The sequence below is a fragment of the Erwinia wuhanensis genome (assembly GCF_030484085.1).
Lineage (GTDB): Bacteria > Pseudomonadota > Gammaproteobacteria > Enterobacterales > Enterobacteriaceae > Erwinia > Erwinia aeris.
This window is the reverse complement of record NZ_JAUJUH010000004.1, coordinates 422,871-440,184: the sequence shown is the minus strand read 5'-3', so window position 1 is coordinate 440,184 and position 17,314 is coordinate 422,871. Positions and strand designations below refer to the sequence as shown.

The following is a 17,314-nucleotide window of genomic DNA, read 5'->3' as shown; positions in this document are numbered from 1 at the left end:
TCGAAGACAGCGTCCGATAACTATGGCCTGATTACCCCAGGCCCGCCAGAGCGATGCGGTGAAAGATGAAAACCGTGGCTGAATGAGCCTGCTACGGTTATAAAAAGCGCAAAAGCTGACCGGCACGCGGCGTTTGTAAGGCCGCAGCGTAATGCGTTTTGGCGGGCAGATGAAAAAATGCCGCTCAAACGCATCAGCAAGCTGAGGATAAACAAAGCAGAACAGGGCTATTGTGCCTGAAACATCAGGGTATCGGTGCTAAAGGATCCGTCCGGCTGGAGGGCATAATGGCGCTTCACGCTGGCGGATGCTTTTTCCTGCAGCAAAAGGATCGCCTGCGTCAGCGTCTGCGGCGTTTGCATTCTTTCGATCCACGAAGCGAACGCCAGATCCAGACGATCCATCACCAGCCGGTTAACGATCATCCCGCTTTTGTTCGCCATCTTCAGCCAGTCACCCTGCGAGTAATTGCGTACGTGAGAAGGATCGCGCAGCATCTCCACCGTTTGCAGCCAGACATCCAGTACCGGCTGACCGGGCGAGGCGGTATCCATCAGGATAAATTTACCGCCCGGCTTCAGGACGCGTTTTACCTTGTGCAGCGCCTGGCCGACGTCGTACCGGTGATGCGCGGAATTTATGCCGATCCCGGACGCGGACTGCCAAAGCGCGAGCTAAGGCGCGCTGGTTACGCGCCCTGCCAGGTTTCGTGCAGGGAAACCCACTGTGGATGGCCGTCGATCAGCCGGAACACCGCCGTTGACCAGCGCGCGGTGGCGGCTGCGTCTGGCCGGGTCTGCCGTTCAAGATAGCGTACTACCGCGCCGCCGGGCCAGCTTTCCACCAGCGTCAGTTCCTCAAGCACGATAGCCAGCCCCGGCCTGCCGCCGCGCTGCGCCAGAAAAAAGTCGCTCACGCTGGCCATATCCATGCAGCGACCGGCAGGAGGGATCATCACAAAGTCCGCGCTGAAGCGATTTAAAAGCGCCTGTATGTCGCCGCTACCCTGACCAAGCCAGTTTTCAATCGCCACGTGGGCAGCGATAACTTCCGTAAAATAAGGGTTCATGACTTCTCCGGTTGGGTTAACGTCGTTTTTCACTCAGGCGTGTTTGATAGTCGGCTCGCAAAGTACCGGAAAGTTCAGCGAGTTGGCGATAAAACACTGCTCATGCGCTTTTTCGTGCAGCGCTGCCGCCAGGGTAATATCGTCACCCGCGCGTAGCGTGATTTGCGGCTTCAGGACAATTCGGGTAAAACGGCCGCGTCTGGCTTCCAGCATGGTGCCTTCCGCCCTGTCGCAGTAGCTTTGCACGCTAATGCCCGCCTCGGCGCACAGGTGCAGATACCAAAGTTTATGGTAGGCGGAAGCGGAAGCCAGCAGCATCTCTTCGGGATTCCAGCGGCTGGCGTCGCCCAGAAAAGCGGGATCGGCGGAGCCGGCTATCTCTGCTTTAGCGTCGGCTACCACCTTAAACTGGCGGTCGTAGGCCTTGTAATTTTCGGTGCCCTGGCCTTTGTTGCCGGTCCACTCCACGGTCACCTGATAGTCATGCTCGCGATCTGCCATAGCGCTTCTTCTGTCCTGTTATTAACAAAATCAGAAGATTAGCGTTTTCTGCCCGCATTACCAGACGCATTTACAGCCTTTAGCGCTTTTCGGACAGATGCCACAGCTGTTCCGCCGTAACGGTAGCGCCGCCGCAGACAATCACCAGCGGTTTCCGGAAAGCCGCCAGCAGCGGATGGCTATCGTAAATAACCGCCAGGCTTGCGCCGCAGGCTGGCTCGGTCAGCACGCGATGATCGTTCAGGAAGCGGCTGCACGCGGCGATAGCCTGGCTGTCGGTAACCAGCGCGCTGTGGATCGGATGCGTAGCGGCGCAGCGTAGAGACTGCTCGCTGACGCGCTTTGCACCCAGCGAACCGGCCACGCTGTTAATAGCGGCCAGCTCCACGGTATGACCGGCCTGCAGAGCCGCATGAAAGGAGGCTGCGCCTTCGGTTTCCACCGCTATCACGGGGACATCGTGCCAGCCGTTGCGCTGCAACCCTTCCACCACGCCGTTCAGCAGGCCGCCGCCGCCAACAGACAGGATCACCACGTCAGGTTTACAGCCGTCAGCGGCCACTTCATCGATCATTGTGGCATGGCCCTGCCACAGCAACGGATCGTCAAACGGGTGCAGAAAAGCATCCTTGCTGCCTGAGAGCGACTGAGCGTAGTGGTTGGCTTCCTGCCAGGACGCGCCGTGTACGATAACCTCTGCGTTCTCCTGACGCAGCAGCTCGACGGCGCGCGCGGAAGTGGTTTCAGGCACGACGACGATAACGGGTACGCCCAGCTGGCGACCGGCCCAGGCGACCGCCATGCCCGCATTGCCGCCGGAAGAAGAGACAAAGCGTTCGGCACCCTGGTGTAAATAGTGCTGGCAGGCCAGCCCGATACCGCGGATTTTAAAAGAGCCGGGCGGCTGAAACGCCTCCATTTTTAGCCAGACGTCACGTCCGGCCAGCAGGCTGAGCGCACGTGACGGGATAAGCGGCGTTGCTTGGTGTAGGTGCATATTTATTCCTGAAGGCTAACGAAGATGGGCAGTGGCAGATACGGCCCGGACTTCTGTTTCTACATCCAGATTGAAGGCCAGCTTGCTGCCTGCGACCGAACGGGCCGGGAAACCTGCGTAGCGCTGTCCGCCCGGCCTTTTGCCGTACGCAAAAGGCCGGATGAACGCGGGTTGCGCAGGTTAACCTCGCTCCGCGCAGCTATTCAGATCAGGCCTTCCGCCTTCAGCGCGGCCTGCACGGCGGGCCGTTCCGCGACGTTGGCAAGGTAACGCTGCACCGCAGGCCAGTCGTCCAGGCTAAATCCAACCACTTTGCTCCAGCCGAGCACGGTAAACAAATAGGCGTCGGCAATAGTGAAGCGGTCGCCGGTCAGCGTGGTTTTACCGTCGATTTCATTTTCCAGCCAGTTCAGTCGGCGCGTCAGCTGAGCAACCACCGCATCTTTCCACTCGCCTTTTACCGCCGGGTTAAACAGCGCCGCCAGCGTCTTATGCAGCTCGGCAGAAATAAAGCTCATCCACTCCAGCACGGCGTAGCGCGCTTCGCCCTGCGCAGGCAGCAGGCCGCTTTCAGGGTTTAAATCCGCCAGGTATTGTGAAATCACCGCGCCTTCAGTCATCACCCTACCGTTGTCCAGCGCCAGCGCGGGCACATAGCCTTTACTGTTGATGGCCCGAAAATCTTTGCCGCTGCGGGTGGTTTTGGTTTTTAAATCTACCGCCTCCAGCTCGTGCGCCAGGCCAGTTTCGTGCAGGACGATATGCGGGGCCAGCGAGCAGGCGCCGGGAGAGTAATAGAGTTTCATATTCTTCCTTAAATGGTAATGAATGGCCTGATGACGTTACTCCCGCCAGAGAGTGATAACAAGCCTTTCGGCTTTGGCAAAGCGCTAAGTTTTACGCGCGGTTTTTTCATTAATAACTTTATTATCAATAGTTTAATTATTACATTTGCACTGTGTTCACTTCTTTAAGCCTGTATTCTGAGAGATAATTCTTTTCGATTTCAGATGCCCCTCGCAAAACCCCCCGTTCACCCGTTTTTAATTTCCTTCCGTCACTAATATGTAAGTTAATCGTAATGATCCACCGTTTTATCTTAAAAGTGTAACTAAAAATAAACATTCCGCTTCTATATTGGCCTTCCAAAAAGAGGGGGAGCCTGATGCGTAGCTGGAATGAACCTGTCAAAAATAAAGCCCATATTGAACTGATCCCGATGATTGACGTGATGATGTTCCTGCTGGTGTTTTTTGTTCTGATCAGCCTGAACGTTATTCCTTCCCAGGGAATGAAAACCCAGCTGCCGGGCGCGGCCAGCGCGCAGCAGTTAAAACCGCAGCAGCACGCCATCGTTACGCTGGGCACGGATAACCGTCTGGAGCTGGACGGACAGCCGGTGACGCCGGAAACGCTTGTTAACCGGCTGAAAGCGCAGCAGGAAAACGGCCAGAAAACGGCGATCGTGCTTAACAGCGATAAAAGCGTGCCCGTCGAGCGGCTGATTGCCGTAATGGACAGCCTGCGGCAGGGCGGCTTTACCGCTATTTCTATCGCAACACGGAAACTATGACATGTACGCCGTCTATCGTTTTCGCCATGCTTTTAGCTGGCTGCCCGTGCTGATGGCGGCTGGCTGGGTGCTGATGAACCAGCACGCCACGCTGAAAATTGAACCGCGCTACGACGAATCAACCATGGAACTGGCGCTGGTGGAACCCCCATCGGCTGAAACGCCGCCGGTTGAGACACCGCCGGTTGAGACACCGCCGGTTGAAACGCCTTCCGAACCACCAGCGGAACCCGAGCCTCAGCCCGTAGTGGAAACGCCGCCGGAACCTACGCTCTCCTCGCCTGAACCCGTTGCGCCGCCGCCGAAGCCCAAACCGAAGCCAAAGCCAAAACCGAAAAAGGCGATCGAGCCAGCCAGTACTTCGGTTAAACCTACCGCCGTTGCAAGGCCGATACCCGCCGCGTCGCCGGTCGCCACGCCCAAACCCGTCGCGCCGCGCGTCAACAGCGGCGCCATCGAAAACGGTTGGATCGCAGAGCTACGTCACGATCTGGAGGCACAAAAACGCTATCCCACCGGCCGTCAGGCCTCGCTGGAACGCCCGGAAGGCAGCGTGGAAATCTGGCTGGAAGTCGATCGCAGCGGTCGCGTACTGGCTTCCGGCATCAGCAGTAAAGCTCGCAATATGCTGCTTAATCGCGCCGCGCTGGGCAGCTTACAAAATATCAGGCAGGTCAAGCCGTTCCCGGCCGACGCCTTCGCCGGACAAAACAGCAGGCGCTTTACCGCCACGCTGAATTATCGGGCGCCGTGAACGCCCAACATCAAAACAGGAAATAATAATGAGCATTTTTATACGTTCCGGGGTGTGCCTTGCGGTGATGTCGGCCTTATCAATGGCGGCACAGGCAGCAGAGAGTACCGATGTCGGTGCCATTAATGTTCAGGGCGAGACGCTGGGCGGCGGCATGATGGTGCAGGAAGAGTCGGCGAAAGCACGTTCTACCATTACTAAAGAGGCGATGCAGAAGCAGGCGGATATGGCGGGAAACGCGCTGGATCGACTGAAATATACGCCCGGCCTGAACGTTAACAGCAACGACGCCAGCGGTTTGAGCGGCGTTGATTACACCATGCGCGGCATGAACTCCGATCAGATTGGCCTGTCGATCGACGGCATTCCAATTAACGACTCCGGCAACTACGCGGTTTACCCTAATCTGGTGGGCGACGCGGAAAATATCGAAGAGGTGTTTGTGACGCAGGGCTCGTCCGAGGCAGACGGCCCCCATATTGGATCGAGCGGCGGCAATATCGGTCTGGTGACCAAAAGACCCGCAAAAGATTTCGGCGGCTTTGTGAAGCAGACGCTGGGCAGTAACAATCTGAGTAAAACATTCGCCCGTCTGGAAACCGGCGAATATAACGGCTTCAGTAACTGGCTCTCTTATTCGCATACCGAAGCGAAAAAATGGCGCGGCGAAGGACGCTTATATTCCAATAAATTTGAGATGAACTCGCTCTTCGAGGCGGAAAATGGCAACAGCAGCAACCTGATTATGAAGTATAACCGTCAGGAAAACGCCAATTACAATACGTTAAGCAAGGCGCAGTTTGAACAGGACGGACGCTACGCCAACGATTATCCCGCTACGCCGCAGTACAATAGCCGTGGTCAGCTGTCGAGATACTACAAGCTGAACCGTAACCCGTTCGAGAATTTCACCCTCAGCTTTACGCAGAAACTCCAGCTGCAGGATAACCTGTCGCTGACGTTGCAGCCTTACTATTACTGGGGCAACGGCGGCAGCTTTACCGGCCAGAGCGCCAGCACGCTGGGGCCAACGTCCGATCAGGCGGGCCAGTACGATCTCAGCAACCTGACCAGCAATATTTATTACCGTCCGTCGTGGACACAAACCTGGCGGCCCGGCATCACGACTAAACTGAAGTGGGATATCAACGAGCAGCACAGTCTGGATCTGGGCTACTGGTATGAACGCGCTCGCCAGCTACAAACGCAGCCTTATGTGGCGATCAAGAGCGACGGTAATCCAGCTGATCTGTGGGGCGATCCGAACGGTGCCGGACAGGTAAAGGATGCCAACGGCAACACCGTGCAGGGCCGCAACCAGTATACCATCACGCCCGCGCAAAAAATCTGGCTACAGGATAGCTGGTTCGTCACGCCCGACTGGACGCTGGTCGGCGGTCTGGCCTGGCAGCACGTCGATCGTCGCGGCGAAAACAAAGGCAGCCTGGAAAACGCGCCGGAGCATCGCCACGCCACCTATCACAAGTTCCTGCCGAACTTCAGCGCCAGCTATCGGCTCGATCAGCAGAATCAGGTGTTTTACAACCTGACGCGCAATATGCGTACACCGCAAAACTACGTGCTCTATAACGTCGGCGATTCGATTAATACTAAACCGGAGCTGAGCTGGAACCATGAGCTGGGCTGGCGCTTTCAGCAAGACGATATGCTGCTCAGCGCCACGCTGTTCTATTTGCGCTATACCGACCGTCAGATTTCCACCACCAACCCGGATGGCGACTACGAGATGATGAACGTCGGCAAGGTGGAAAACCGGGGGCTGGAGGTCGAGTGGAGCGGCAAGCTGCCCTATAACTTCAACTACTACACGTCTTACACCTATACCGACTCCGAGCAGAAAGATAACGTCACGCGGGAAGATATCTCTCTGCCGACCAGCGGCAAGCAGCTGCCCAACTCGCCCAAAAATCTGTTGAACCTGACGCTGGGCTACGATGATGGCCGCTACTACAGCAGCGTCAGCGGAAAATATGTCGGCGCGTTTTACGGCGATATGACCAACGATGAAAAAGTGGGCGGCAGAACGGTGTTCGATCTGGCGGCAGGCGTTTATTTGCCAGTGGATAAAAAGATCGTCAAAAGCGCCGCGCTGCGGTTCGGCATCCTCAACCTGCTCGATAAGGAATACCTGACGTCGGCGCGCACTACGGTATTTAACGCCGATGCGCGTAACGGTCTTAGCGCCGCCACGCCTTATTACAATGTTGGCGTAGAGCGTACCTACAGCGTTTCGCTGGAAGCCACTTTTTAACCGAAAGAGAGAAGAAGATGAATGCAACCCTGATGCACGATGCAATCTTTTATGTCATGTACTTCTCGCTGGCGGCAGCGCTGGTGATTATTATTGAACGATCTATCTGGTTTGCGTGGACGCGGCGGCAGGCCAGCCAGCTGGCGGCGGTACTGACGACGGAAACGCACGCGCTGCCGGAAAGCGTAACCCGACGCAGCAGCGTGCCGCTGCGCGCAGTGCAGCCCGTACTGGCACGTAAAGCGCAGGCTTCCGCCGAGGCGCTCAGCGACGAGGTCGACGCGCAGTATCTGCTGAGCAAAGCGGCCATGACGCGCGGCCTGTGGCTGCTGGAAACGGTGGTGACCGCCGCGCCGCTGCTGGGGCTGCTGGGCACGGTAATGGGAATTATCGACACGTTTAAAGCGCTGGCGGCGGCAGGCGTGTCGGACGCCAGCCAGGTTTCCGCCGGGATGGGCACCGCGCTGTACGCCACCGGATTAGGCATCGCTATCGCGCTGGTTTGCCTGGTTAGCAATAACTTTTTGCAGAACCGTATGGAGCGCATTAATGAATTACTTAAGGTGCTGCTGTTGCGGGCGGCTACGCCCGTACAGCGGGCCGGGCCTGTTGCCGGGCCGCAGGACAATGGCGTGCGCCGCTATGCGTGATCTTGCGCAGCGGTGCAAACGGCTGCTGTGCGGCGGGCTGCTGCTGTTCAGCCCGCTCGGTGAGGCAAATTTCGCTATCGCGGGTTATGAACTGGTTTATGATGCGCCCGTCGAAACCACCCTGACGGCATCAGATTTGCGCAGCAGTGCCGTGGTGTGGCAAGAGATGTTCGCCAGCGCCCGTACGCAGATCGATATTGCACAATTCTATGTGGCCAACGAGCCGGGTTCGCGATTGGATAAGGTGATCCAGACGCTGCGGCAGGCTGGCGAACGCGGCGTAAAAATTCGTTTTTTAATGGATCAAAAGGGGCTGAAGCTCAGCACGCCGGAAACGCTGGCGCAGCTGAAAGCCATTCCGGGACTGACCTTGCGCATTATGCCTTTCGCCCGCCTGGCTGGCGGTATTATTCATGCCAAATACCTGCTGGTGGATGGTAAGCAGAGCTTTGTCGGCAGTCAGAACTTTGACTGGCGGGCGCTGGAGCATATCCAGGAAACCGGTCTGCTGATTAACGACGCACCTGTTGTAGCGCAAATTGCCGCCATCTTTAATCACGACTGGGCCGCGCAGCCGTTGCTGGAGGCGGGCGAAAAGGTGCCCGAAACCGGTACGGATGCGTTGCCTGCCGATCTTCGCGCCGGCCGTTATCTGGTCGCCAGCCCGCGCGCCTGGAATCCGGCAGGTATTCCTGATTCGCAGCTGGTGCTGCCGCAGCTGCTTGCTTCCGCCAGAAAGCGTATTCGGGTGCAGGTAATGGAATATGCGCCGCTGTCGTTTGGCGAAAATCGCACTCGCCCCTTTTATGCCGTTATCGACAATGCGTTGCGCGCAGCAGCGGCGCGCGGCGTACAGGTCGAGCTGATGGTCGCCAACTGGAATACCAAACAGCCCGATATCGCCTGGCTGAAAAGTCTGGCGCTGGTGCCGGGCGTAACGATAAAAATCGTGACGATACCGGAGGCGAGCAGCGGTTTTATTCCCTACGCCCGCGTCGTGCACAGTAAGATCATGACCATCGACGGCGAACTGGCCTGGACAGGCACCAGTAACTGGAGCGGCGGCTACTTTGATAATTCACGCAACCTGGAGCTGGTGCTGAATGATGACGTCATGGCGGCGCGGCTGGATGCGCTTTATGAGCAGCTGTGGCAGAGCCGCTATGCCGCGCCGTTACGCATTGATGCCGACTATCCTGCGCCCGATCCCGGCGGTCTGCTGCGGGAAAATGCGCCGCGCCGGGACGCGCCATAGCGCTAAGCATGAAACACCAGGAGAGGGCGGTATAAAGCATCAGCAGCACCCGCTGCCGCCAGAAACCGGCCCGGCTTGTAAAGGATAACCTGGCTCCAGCGGGCAGGCCGCGTCACAGCCAGGCAAAACCCCTGGCTATCAGCAAAGCCAGCCCCAGAGTTGTGGTCACAATTGCGCCGAACAGCAGGCGAAAATCCATGCGCGCCTCTTTTTTAAACTCACGGATGTCGCTTTTGATTTCCTGAATAGCTTCCTGCATATGCCCGACATCGGTTTCCAGCCTGGTGACTCGTCTTTCCATCTGTTTGCTCTCCATTGCGGTCTGAACGGCAAAGCTGACGCTTACGATAATTAAGACAGGAGTTGCGGCAGCGCGATAATCTTATAACCACATAAAAAAAGCGGACACTGTTTTTTGACGGCGCAGCGGAAAAACATTGAGGACTTCGGCATGGCTCGCATTTGTCGTCCGGATTTGCAGGCTGTTGCAGTTATCAGGCCGCTGCGGCGCCTGCTGCCCTGGCTAAAGTCATGACCCGTTGGCTACGGCGCGACACGGTATAAACATTTACCAAAAATAATGCGGAAACGGGTTCATTCAGGGCGATGAAAAGGTAAATTAACCGGCAGCGTGGAGCCGCCACGTAAAAGCGTAACGGGCAGAGATTTGTTGATGAAAAAATGGATACTGGCGCTGGGCATAGCGCTACTGGCGTCGCAGGCCGGCGCGGCGGAACAGGATCCGCAAAAGGTAAGCCAGGATTTTTACAGCTGGTATCTTAACGCGTTGAGCAAGGATGAAAGCCCGATCGACGAGCACGATCCGGTGTTAAATCAGTATGTCACGCCGCAGCTGCTGCAAAAGATCAACGTGCTGATCAAAAGCCCTGACGGCATGGACGACGATTTCTTTTTGCAGGATCAGGATTACAGCGACAGCTGGGTGGATCACGTCAGCGTTAGCCGGTTTACCGTCAACGGCGAAACCGCCTCCGGCGACGTGGCGCTGGGCAAGGATCCAGAGGATCGTCAGCTGCTGCTGGTCACGATGCGCAAAGATCGCGACGGCTGGAAAATTGATGATGTGGTAAAGGAAAGCCGCTAAGGTGAACCGCACGCGGGCCGGTACGGTCACCTGTGGCACGCGGCTCAGCGGATATGCGCGGTGAACTGCCCGGCCAGGGCGTCCAGCAGCTCGTAGCGTTTCCGATACTCCGACCGTTTCTTGCTGCTTATCTCCTCCAGCGGCTTGCGTGCAAACGTCGTCGGCAAGCGACAGAGTTTTGACGACAGCGGCACAGCGTTAAGCGTCTGCCAGAATTCGTCATAGCTGGCATGAAACAAACTCTTCTTTTTCAGGCGATAGCGCCAGCTGCGGAAAATATGGCCGGTGTCGCTGACGGCCTGGATCTGCGAAATCCCCGTTGCCTTACAGAACAGCGCCAGGGTTTCCATCAGCAGGCGTTTCGGAAATAAACCATAGCAGGCCTTGGTCGCCGAACGGATCAGCTCGTGCGGCGTATCGCGATGCGCGCCCTGAATACCGCCGACGATCGCTACCTTTTCACCTTGCTGCTCGGTTACAGCAAAGGTCACTATCGCCAGCTTGATCCCGTCCTGGCTGAAAAACAGATTGACCTCGCCTTCTCTTTCACAGCGTCCGGTACAGGCCATGGTAATGGAAAAGCTTTCGCCACCTTTGCCTGCAAAACGCAGCAGCTCCGCCCCTTGTTGGCTGAGCAGCGCCTGACGAAAGACAGAGTAAGGCAGGTCTCTGGCGAATCGGTAGTGCGCGATAATCGCCCCGGCCCGATCCGCCACCGGCATGCCGCCATAGAGATAGGGGCGATGGATCTTGCTCGGCAGCGTATGCTGGACGGCCAGTATTTCACGCATCACCGGCTCATGAATAATCGCATCGGTCAGTTTCAGGGTCTGCCGCGGACAGGCGAGCGAGCGGAACAAATACTTGAGGCGATATTCCCGGTCATACCACAGCTTGCCCGGTTTCAGCCTGCCCGTAACCAGCGACAGAAAAAGGGTCAGGCTGCTCTCCTGACCTGACGTAAGTGTGATATCGGACATCTTCGGCGTTCCAGTGGAAAAAACTCAGTTGAACACCGGCAACCTCAACATTGAGTAAATGACGATTTACAAGTTAAGAGCATTGCTTGTTGGTTGAATGAATGTTTAATTTATTAATCACTTATGCCAAATCAATTGCAGGAAACAGACAAATTAAGGATGACGTTCGCTGCTAACGTTATACTTTTGTATTAAGCAGAAGAGGGTTCCTCGCTCAATTTTCCGGAGGCTGGCTTGCAGGGTGTTCCCGCGCAGTTTAATGATGAAAAAGATCGCGCCCGCTTTTGCCAGCTTGATGGCCTGACGGGCGTAGAGCTTTATCAGGCGCATATTTCGCGCTACGCCTTTGAGCCGCACACGCATGAGGCGTTCGGCATCGGCACGATAGACGCAGGCGCGGAGCGTTTTCGCTATCGCGGCGCTGTGCATACGGCACCCGCGCAATCGCTGGTGTTAATGAATCCGGACGAGCTGCATACCGGCGAATCGGCCAGCGAAGAAGGGTGGCAGTATCGTATGCTCTATCTCGATCCGGCGCGGCTGGCCGCCATAACGGGCGAGCAGGGCTGGTGGTTTACCGAGGCGGTGTGCTTCGATCCGCCTCGAGCGGCCCAGCTTTCCGCGCTGTTGGCTATGCTCTGGCAGGTGCGGGATCCGCTGGCGAGAGACGGCATTTTACTGACAGCGATCGACCTTTTGCGTCCCTGCGCCCGGATTGGCGATAAGATGGCAGCCGCGCCCAGGCACCGCTTCGACCTCATAAAAGAGTATTTACGCGACAACCTTGCTGACAATATCACCCTGAACGAGCTGGCCGCGCTGGCCTCGCTCAGTCCCTGGCATTTTCAACGACAGTTCAAGGCGCAGTATCACGTTACGCCGCATCAGATGCTGATGGCGTTTCGCCTGTGGCGCGCAAAAGAGCTGCTGGCCTCGGGCCGCCCGGCCGCTGACGTCGCGCTGGCGGTAGGCCTGACCGATCAGGCTCATCTGACCCGCAGCTTCGCTAACCGCTACGGCACTACCCCGGTGCGCTATCAGAAGCAGATAAGAGGCTAAGCGCAATCTGCTACAATCTTTTCCCCTGACGGCGCGTCAGAATAGCGTTTTCGCTTTAATTAACGGGATCGCTGTTTATGTTTGCTGGTGTCTTTTTTGCCCTGAGCGCGGGACTGATGTGGGGACTTATTTTTGTGGTGCCTCTGCTGGTGCCGGATTACCCGGGCGCGCTACAGTCGGTAGGCCGCTATGTGGCTTTCGGCCTGATTGCTCTGCCGCTGGCGTGGCAGGATCGACGCCGGTTGCGTCAGCTGTCGCGCGGCGACTGGAAAGAAGCACTCAAACTGGCGCTGATCGGTAACCTTCTTTATTACACCTTTTTAGCCAGTGCTATTCAGCGTACCGGCGCACCCGTTTCCAGTATGATTATCGGCACGTTGCCGGTAGTTATTTCCGTCAGCGCTAACCTGTTTTATGGGCACCATGAAGGGCGGCTGCCGTGGCGAAAGCTGGTGCCGGTACTGCTGCTGATCGCGCTGGGATTAGGCTGCGTCAACGTTGCGGAATGGCAGGATAGCGCTCAGCATGGCGATCTGCCACGTTATCTGAGCGGCATAGGGCTGGCGGTAATGGCGATGATTTGCTGGACATGGTATCCGCTACGCAACGCTCGCTGGTTACGCGCGCATCCGCAGAAAAGCGCGACGACCTGGGCGACGGCGCAAGGCATAGCCACGCTGCCGCTGGCACTGGTGGGCTATTTGCTGGTGAGCATTCAGCTGCACGTTACCCGTCCCGACTTTTCGCTGCCTTTTGGCCCCCATCCCGCTCTTTTTATCGCCTTAATGATCGCGCTGGGCCTGTTCTGCTCCTGGCTGGGCGCTTTGTGTTGGAACGAAGCCAGCCAGCGTTTACCCACCGTGTTGGTTGGCCCGCTGATTGTTTTTGAAACGCTGGCGGCATTGGCCTACACCTTTTTATTAAGGCAGGGCTGGCCTTCAGCAGTAACGGTCTGCGGCATTCTGGCCCTGATAGCGGGCGTAGTGCTGGCGACACGTATCCAACCTGAACCGGTTAAGAAATCCGTCTTTTCTTAAGAGACTGGCCGAAAAAGGCACAGCCTTTGGCAAACTATTTTGATTAAGGTAAAAAAAAGAGCGCTTTTCGTGCTCTTTTTTTATTGCCGCTGGCTGTAATTTCCGGAAGTTTTTAGCTCCATGTGTGATTTTTATCACGTTTTTTTTCCGATGCGGTGAGGAAAAAAAGCGGCTTCCATCAAAGACCGCTATGACACAGTGACCGATTGTTCCGCTATAAGAATAATCGCTAATCGGATTTGGTTATTTTCAAACACAGTCAATTCTTACTACACATTCAATATTGCTTCTTTTTTGAGACTGTTTTAGCAGCAACAAACCATTTTTAACTCAAATTTTAATGAACAGAAACGGAAGAAAGGACGATGCCCGGCAGATGGATACATTAATAAATCACAGGAAAAGATTAACTCTGCACATCAATGTCGGTCGTAAAGGTCAGGAATGTTAAGGTCTGTTGCATTATCGTTGGTCTTGAAAGCAGGGTAGCGAAACGGAGGAGGCCGGAGTGGCGGGGTTTTCACGCGAAAGGACGCATGGCGAACGGCAGAGAACAGTGAGAACTGTAAACCATTCGTAAACTGATAAGTATTATCATTACTGAAGTAGATGCCGGGTTTTCGGGTCGATCTGTAAGAAGGTTTTATGTCAGAATTGGCGCATTTATCGTTGACCAAAAAGATAAATGCGCTCTTAACTGTATGAAAGTAAAATAATTTTTCTGGTGACGATCAATTGTGGTAGCCTGGTGAGGCGGGTTTATAGGAATAAACTCATCACCGAATCAGGTCGCCATAAAAAGGAACGGTACTTTTTAATTAAAGATCGGAATATTTTAATTTGGTCCTGAACAGTAAAAAAATTGCGCACTGCGTCGCAATTATTGATTCTCACAGTTGTAAGGATAATGATAAACGCTGCGGCTAATATCCAGCAAGCGGCAGCTCCGGCGCGTGCCGATATCAAAAGTATCCTGAAGAAAATTAACCGCCTGACGCTTATCATTGGTAGTAAAGAAGTTTTTCAATACGCTCTGCAGCATTTCTTTATCTGAAGAGAGCATCTGGAGTTCGCGTTCCATACTGTGTACGCGCTCTTCTAACTCCTTGATTTTTCTTCCTTCTTCCGAGAATAGCCCGGCGTATTTCTTTTTCCAGCTGTAGAATGTGGCCTCAGAAATCCCCAGTTCTTCACAAATCTCCTTAACCTTTACGCCGCATTCAGATGCTTTAATGGCACTGGTGATTTGCTCTTCTGTATATCGTGACTTTCTCATGGATGCTATTACCTTTCTTAACTATAAAGTGATGAGAATGGCTGCACTAAAGAATGGATCTAATTTATCCATTAATCAGGACAGCGACGTTAAGTGCGCGATTTGAATTGCAGGCTTTAAGTTAAGGGATTATGAATAAATATCATCATGGGATTTCTCCTATTTTATTTGCAAAGCACCTGGTTAGCTTTCGATAAAGCGCTTTTTGTTATAAATTCGATTCATGCCAGCAGCAAGGCCAGTTAGTAATTCAGAATGATCCAGCAGGCGGAAGAAAAAAACTGTGCCAAGATATTCTCCAGCGTTGTTCGTGCTGAGGTGGGTTGCTAACCAGTATCAAGTCCAGGAAGAATCAGACGGTTCGTTAAAAAAACGATCTGATAAAATAAAATCTTTTAAATAAGAGCGGTGCGCTATCGCCCGTAAAATAATATTCCGGACGCTTATTTTGCCAGGCCCAGGCCAGGTTTATTTTCTCTGTGATAGACAAGGATGTACTGACTTTCGTTATAAGTTATTAGTTCTACGAAGGAAGCTTCAATGAAACACAGTGTCGTTACGAACGCTGCCTGGATGATGTCAGAGAAGGTGGTTTCGGTTTTTGGTGTAATTTTTGTTACATCCTATGTTGCAAAATCTTTTGGGCCATCTGTTTTTGGGCAAATCGCATTTTCTGCATCCATTTTTTCCATTGTTCAAACCGTAGCGATTTTTGGTACGGAAACCATCCTGTTTAAAAGCATCAGCAAAAGCGCGGCGAAAGGCCTGCGGCTGATGGCCGTGGCAAAACAGCTGCGTATGGCATTGTTATTATTACTTTCTTTGCCGGTGCTGGCGTGGGTCTGGCTGGAGATGCGTGAAAATTTTTTGATTTTTGCCGTGGCGTCGTTTCTGTCGGCTATTTTCGTGACCCAGGATATTTTTAGCGTTTATAACAATGCGCGACTGGAATCGCGGATGAACACGGTTGCGAACGCAACGGGAATGATTATCAGTTTCGCCATTAGCTTTGCTATTGCGTGGTTCAAGCTTAATCCGCTACTGCTGTCCTTCTCGATTGTTGCGGTGACGCTGGTGCCGTACCTGATTAAGCGGACGATGTTTTATCAAAAAAACACCATCAGCCCGCCAACCAGGCGCAAGCACCGCAGCTATCTGCGCTATCTGTTCCATGCGGGACTGCCGCTGGCGATCTCCAGCGTGTTTATTTCTGTTCAGGTGAAGCTGGCGCAGTTTTTCCTGGTCGGCGTGGGATCGGCACACGAGCTTGGGCTGTTTACCGCTGCGAATACGATTTCTGCCTCATGGATATTTATCCCGGTGGCGATTATCACCTCCAGCTTCTCGGAAATTTTCCGCGAGCGGGCGGATGTAGCTTTGAGACTGGCCGCCAGGCTTAACGGCTACGTTATGGCCGTTTCACTGTTTATGCTGCTGATTGTTGCGCTGTTCGGCGAAAAAATTGTCAGCCTGCTTTACGGTCATGACTATCAGCAATCAGGCGATCTGGTCACGTTGCTTTCTCTGGCGACCTGCTTTTCAGCAATGGGTACCGTAGCCTATCGCTACATGGTGAAAGAGGGCGGTTTTAATTATCTGCTGGTGAAAATTATTTTACTGGTGGCGGTCAGCGTAGTAACCAACTGGTTTTTCATTCGTTTTTGGGGCTTGACGGGTGCCGCGTGGAGCGTGCTGGTCACGGAACTGTTATCCCTGACGCTAATGAATTATTTCTTTAAGAATGGGGTCATTCTTAAGATGCAGCTTTCCTCACTCAACTACAAAACCTATAGGTGAGTAAGAAAATGGTAGACGCAAAAAAACAACTTAAAAAGGCCGCCCTGAATTGCATCCGAATTATGCCGTGGTCTTGCCAGGACAGATTATATTATTTTCATCGGTTTAAACGGATGCCGCATATTCGTCATCCCTATTCCTTTAATGAAAAGGTACTGTTTCGCAAGTTTATTAAAGGCGATTACGATTGTTACGCCGCGTTATCAGATAAGATCCTGGTGCGGGATTATATTTCCCACAAGATTGGTGAGGAATACCTGATCCCTTTGTTACACACCACGGATAATCCTGAGACGCTGTTTGAGCTGGAAACGCTAAAAGATACGGTCATTAAGCCAAATCACGGTTCAGGGATGGTTAAAGTCTTTGTAGAAGAACCTGATTTTGTCGAAAAACATCAGCTTATTGAACGCTGTGGTGAGTGGCTGACAAAAGATTATTCGCACGAAGCGCGTGAAATCCATTACCGCTATATCAAACCGCAGATCATGGTTGAGCAGCGGGTAGGAGACGATAAGTCTACGGCGATTGATTACAAGTTTCATATGTTTAACAAGCAGGACGGCCACTTTGAGTATGTGCTGCAGGTGGTGTTTAACCGTAGCGATAATCAACCGCTGTCGATGCTGTTCTATGTCAATAATCTTGATAGCTGCTTCTACCGCCGCTTTGATACTGCCGGACTGGATATCAGCCACAACCGGGCCGCGCTGGAGAAGGCGCTGGCGCTGAGCAAAAAGCTGGCCAGCGATTTCGATTACGTACGGGTTGACTGGTATATCAGCCAGGGCGACGTCTACTTTGGCGAGCTGACCTTTACGCCAGGCGCAGGCCTGATGCCGGTGCTGAAGCACGGGCTGGACGAAATGATGGGCAAGATGTGGCTGCAGGATGGTCAATCAGCCACCCAGGCGGAGCGGCAGGAAAGCGCGCCGTCGACGGCGCAGAAGAAACAGTAATAAAACCCAGGACGGCCGCAGGCCGCTCTG

17 protein-coding genes and 1 pseudogene are annotated in these 17,314 nt (G+C 54.2%); 10 read left to right on the top strand and 8 right to left on the bottom strand.

Annotated features, from left to right (window positions below):
- Positions 1-227: 227 nt before the first annotated feature.
- From QZH36_RS12625 to gstA, 5 genes and pseudogenes are all read right to left on the bottom strand, one after another.
- A pseudogene (locus QZH36_RS12625) lies at positions 228-635 on the bottom strand (class I SAM-dependent methyltransferase); the annotation flags it as partial.
- A 53-nt stretch (positions 636-688) separates the two neighbouring features.
- Positions 689-1,069, bottom strand: coding sequence for a DUF4440 domain-containing protein (locus QZH36_RS12620; RefSeq protein ID WP_253456161.1), 381 nt, complete (start codon positions 1,067-1,069; stop codon positions 689-691).
- A 33-nt stretch (positions 1,070-1,102) separates the two neighbouring features.
- A complete protein-coding gene (locus tag QZH36_RS12615; protein ID WP_301730351.1) occupies positions 1,103-1,570 on the bottom strand; it encodes an OsmC family protein in 468 nt (155 codons plus the stop codon).
- Positions 1,571-1,649: 79 nt separating this feature from the next.
- The gene (locus QZH36_RS12610) at positions 1,650-2,567 is read right to left on the bottom strand and encodes a pyridoxal-phosphate dependent enzyme (protein ID WP_301730350.1); all 918 of its coding nucleotides are present in this window, start codon (positions 2,565-2,567) and stop codon (positions 1,650-1,652) included.
- A gap of 203 nt (positions 2,568-2,770) precedes the next feature.
- Positions 2,771-3,373, bottom strand: coding sequence for a glutathione transferase GstA (gene gstA, locus QZH36_RS12605; RefSeq protein WP_253456153.1), 603 nt, complete (start codon positions 3,371-3,373; stop codon positions 2,771-2,773).
- Between the two features lie 359 nt (positions 3,374-3,732).
- On the opposite strand from gstA, the gene QZH36_RS12600 reads away from it, so the two are divergent.
- Genes QZH36_RS12600 through QZH36_RS12580 form a run of 5 tightly spaced genes read left to right on the top strand, consistent with a single transcriptional unit; the run spans position 3,733 to position 9,071 of the window.
- On the top strand, positions 3,733-4,140 hold the full coding sequence (locus QZH36_RS12600) for an ExbD/TolR family protein (RefSeq protein WP_301730349.1): 408 nt from the start codon (positions 3,733-3,735) through the stop codon (positions 4,138-4,140).
- 1 nt (position 4,141) lies between these two features.
- Complete coding sequence (locus QZH36_RS12595; RefSeq protein ID WP_301252108.1) at positions 4,142-4,894, top strand: energy transducer TonB family protein; 753 nt, start codon at positions 4,142-4,144, stop codon at positions 4,892-4,894.
- A gap of 28 nt (positions 4,895-4,922) precedes the next feature.
- Entirely contained in the window at positions 4,923-7,166 is a 2,244-nt protein-coding gene (locus QZH36_RS12590) for a TonB-dependent receptor family protein (RefSeq protein WP_301730347.1), read from the top strand.
- A gap of 17 nt (positions 7,167-7,183) precedes the next feature.
- A complete protein-coding gene (locus tag QZH36_RS12585) occupies positions 7,184-7,816 on the top strand; it encodes a MotA/TolQ/ExbB proton channel family protein (RefSeq protein ID WP_253456141.1) in 633 nt (210 codons plus the stop codon).
- Positions 7,809-9,071, top strand: coding sequence for a phospholipase D-like domain-containing protein (locus QZH36_RS12580; protein WP_301730346.1), 1,263 nt, complete (start codon positions 7,809-7,811; stop codon positions 9,069-9,071). The genes QZH36_RS12585 and QZH36_RS12580 overlap by 8 nt, the downstream gene beginning before the upstream one ends.
- Positions 9,072-9,183: 112 nt before the next feature.
- Here the strand turns inward: QZH36_RS12580 and QZH36_RS12575 are convergent, their stop codons facing one another.
- Positions 9,184-9,372 (bottom strand): hypothetical protein, encoded by a 189-nt coding sequence (locus QZH36_RS12575; RefSeq protein WP_253456134.1) that lies wholly within the window; start codon positions 9,370-9,372, stop codon positions 9,184-9,186.
- Positions 9,373-9,744: 372 nt separating this feature from the next.
- Between QZH36_RS12575 and QZH36_RS12570 the strand changes: the two genes are divergently transcribed.
- Positions 9,745-10,176: a DUF3828 domain-containing protein gene (locus QZH36_RS12570; RefSeq protein ID WP_253456131.1), complete on the top strand. Its 432-nt coding sequence runs from the start codon at positions 9,745-9,747 to the stop codon at positions 10,174-10,176.
- A 44-nt stretch (positions 10,177-10,220) separates the two neighbouring features.
- Here the strand turns inward: QZH36_RS12570 and QZH36_RS12565 are convergent, their stop codons facing one another.
- A complete protein-coding gene (locus tag QZH36_RS12565) occupies positions 10,221-11,156 on the bottom strand; it encodes a VirK/YbjX family protein (RefSeq protein ID WP_253456127.1) in 936 nt (311 codons plus the stop codon).
- Between the two features lie 234 nt (positions 11,157-11,390).
- Between QZH36_RS12565 and QZH36_RS12560 the strand changes: the two genes are divergently transcribed.
- Together QZH36_RS12560 and QZH36_RS12555 are read left to right on the top strand one after the other, a co-directional pair.
- Complete coding sequence (locus QZH36_RS12560; RefSeq protein WP_253456124.1) at positions 11,391-12,215, top strand: AraC family transcriptional regulator; 825 nt, start codon at positions 11,391-11,393, stop codon at positions 12,213-12,215.
- A gap of 77 nt (positions 12,216-12,292) precedes the next feature.
- Entirely contained in the window at positions 12,293-13,252 is a 960-nt protein-coding gene (locus QZH36_RS12555; protein WP_301252114.1) for a DMT family transporter, read from the top strand.
- An 880-nt stretch (positions 13,253-14,132) separates the two neighbouring features.
- On the opposite strand, the gene QZH36_RS12550 is transcribed toward QZH36_RS12555, so the two are convergent.
- The gene (locus QZH36_RS12550; RefSeq protein WP_125290204.1) at positions 14,133-14,528 is read right to left on the bottom strand and encodes a transposase; all 396 of its coding nucleotides are present in this window, start codon (positions 14,526-14,528) and stop codon (positions 14,133-14,135) included.
- A 540-nt stretch (positions 14,529-15,068) separates the two neighbouring features.
- On the opposite strand from QZH36_RS12550, the gene QZH36_RS12545 reads away from it, so the two are divergent.
- Positions 15,069-16,325 (top strand): MATE family efflux transporter, encoded by a 1,257-nt coding sequence (locus QZH36_RS12545; RefSeq protein ID WP_301252115.1) that lies wholly within the window; start codon positions 15,069-15,071, stop codon positions 16,323-16,325.
- Between the two features lie 113 nt (positions 16,326-16,438).
- Positions 16,439-17,284: an ATP-grasp fold amidoligase family protein gene (locus QZH36_RS12540; RefSeq protein ID WP_301730345.1), complete on the top strand. Its 846-nt coding sequence runs from the start codon at positions 16,439-16,441 to the stop codon at positions 17,282-17,284.
- Positions 17,285-17,314 lie beyond the last annotated feature (30 nt).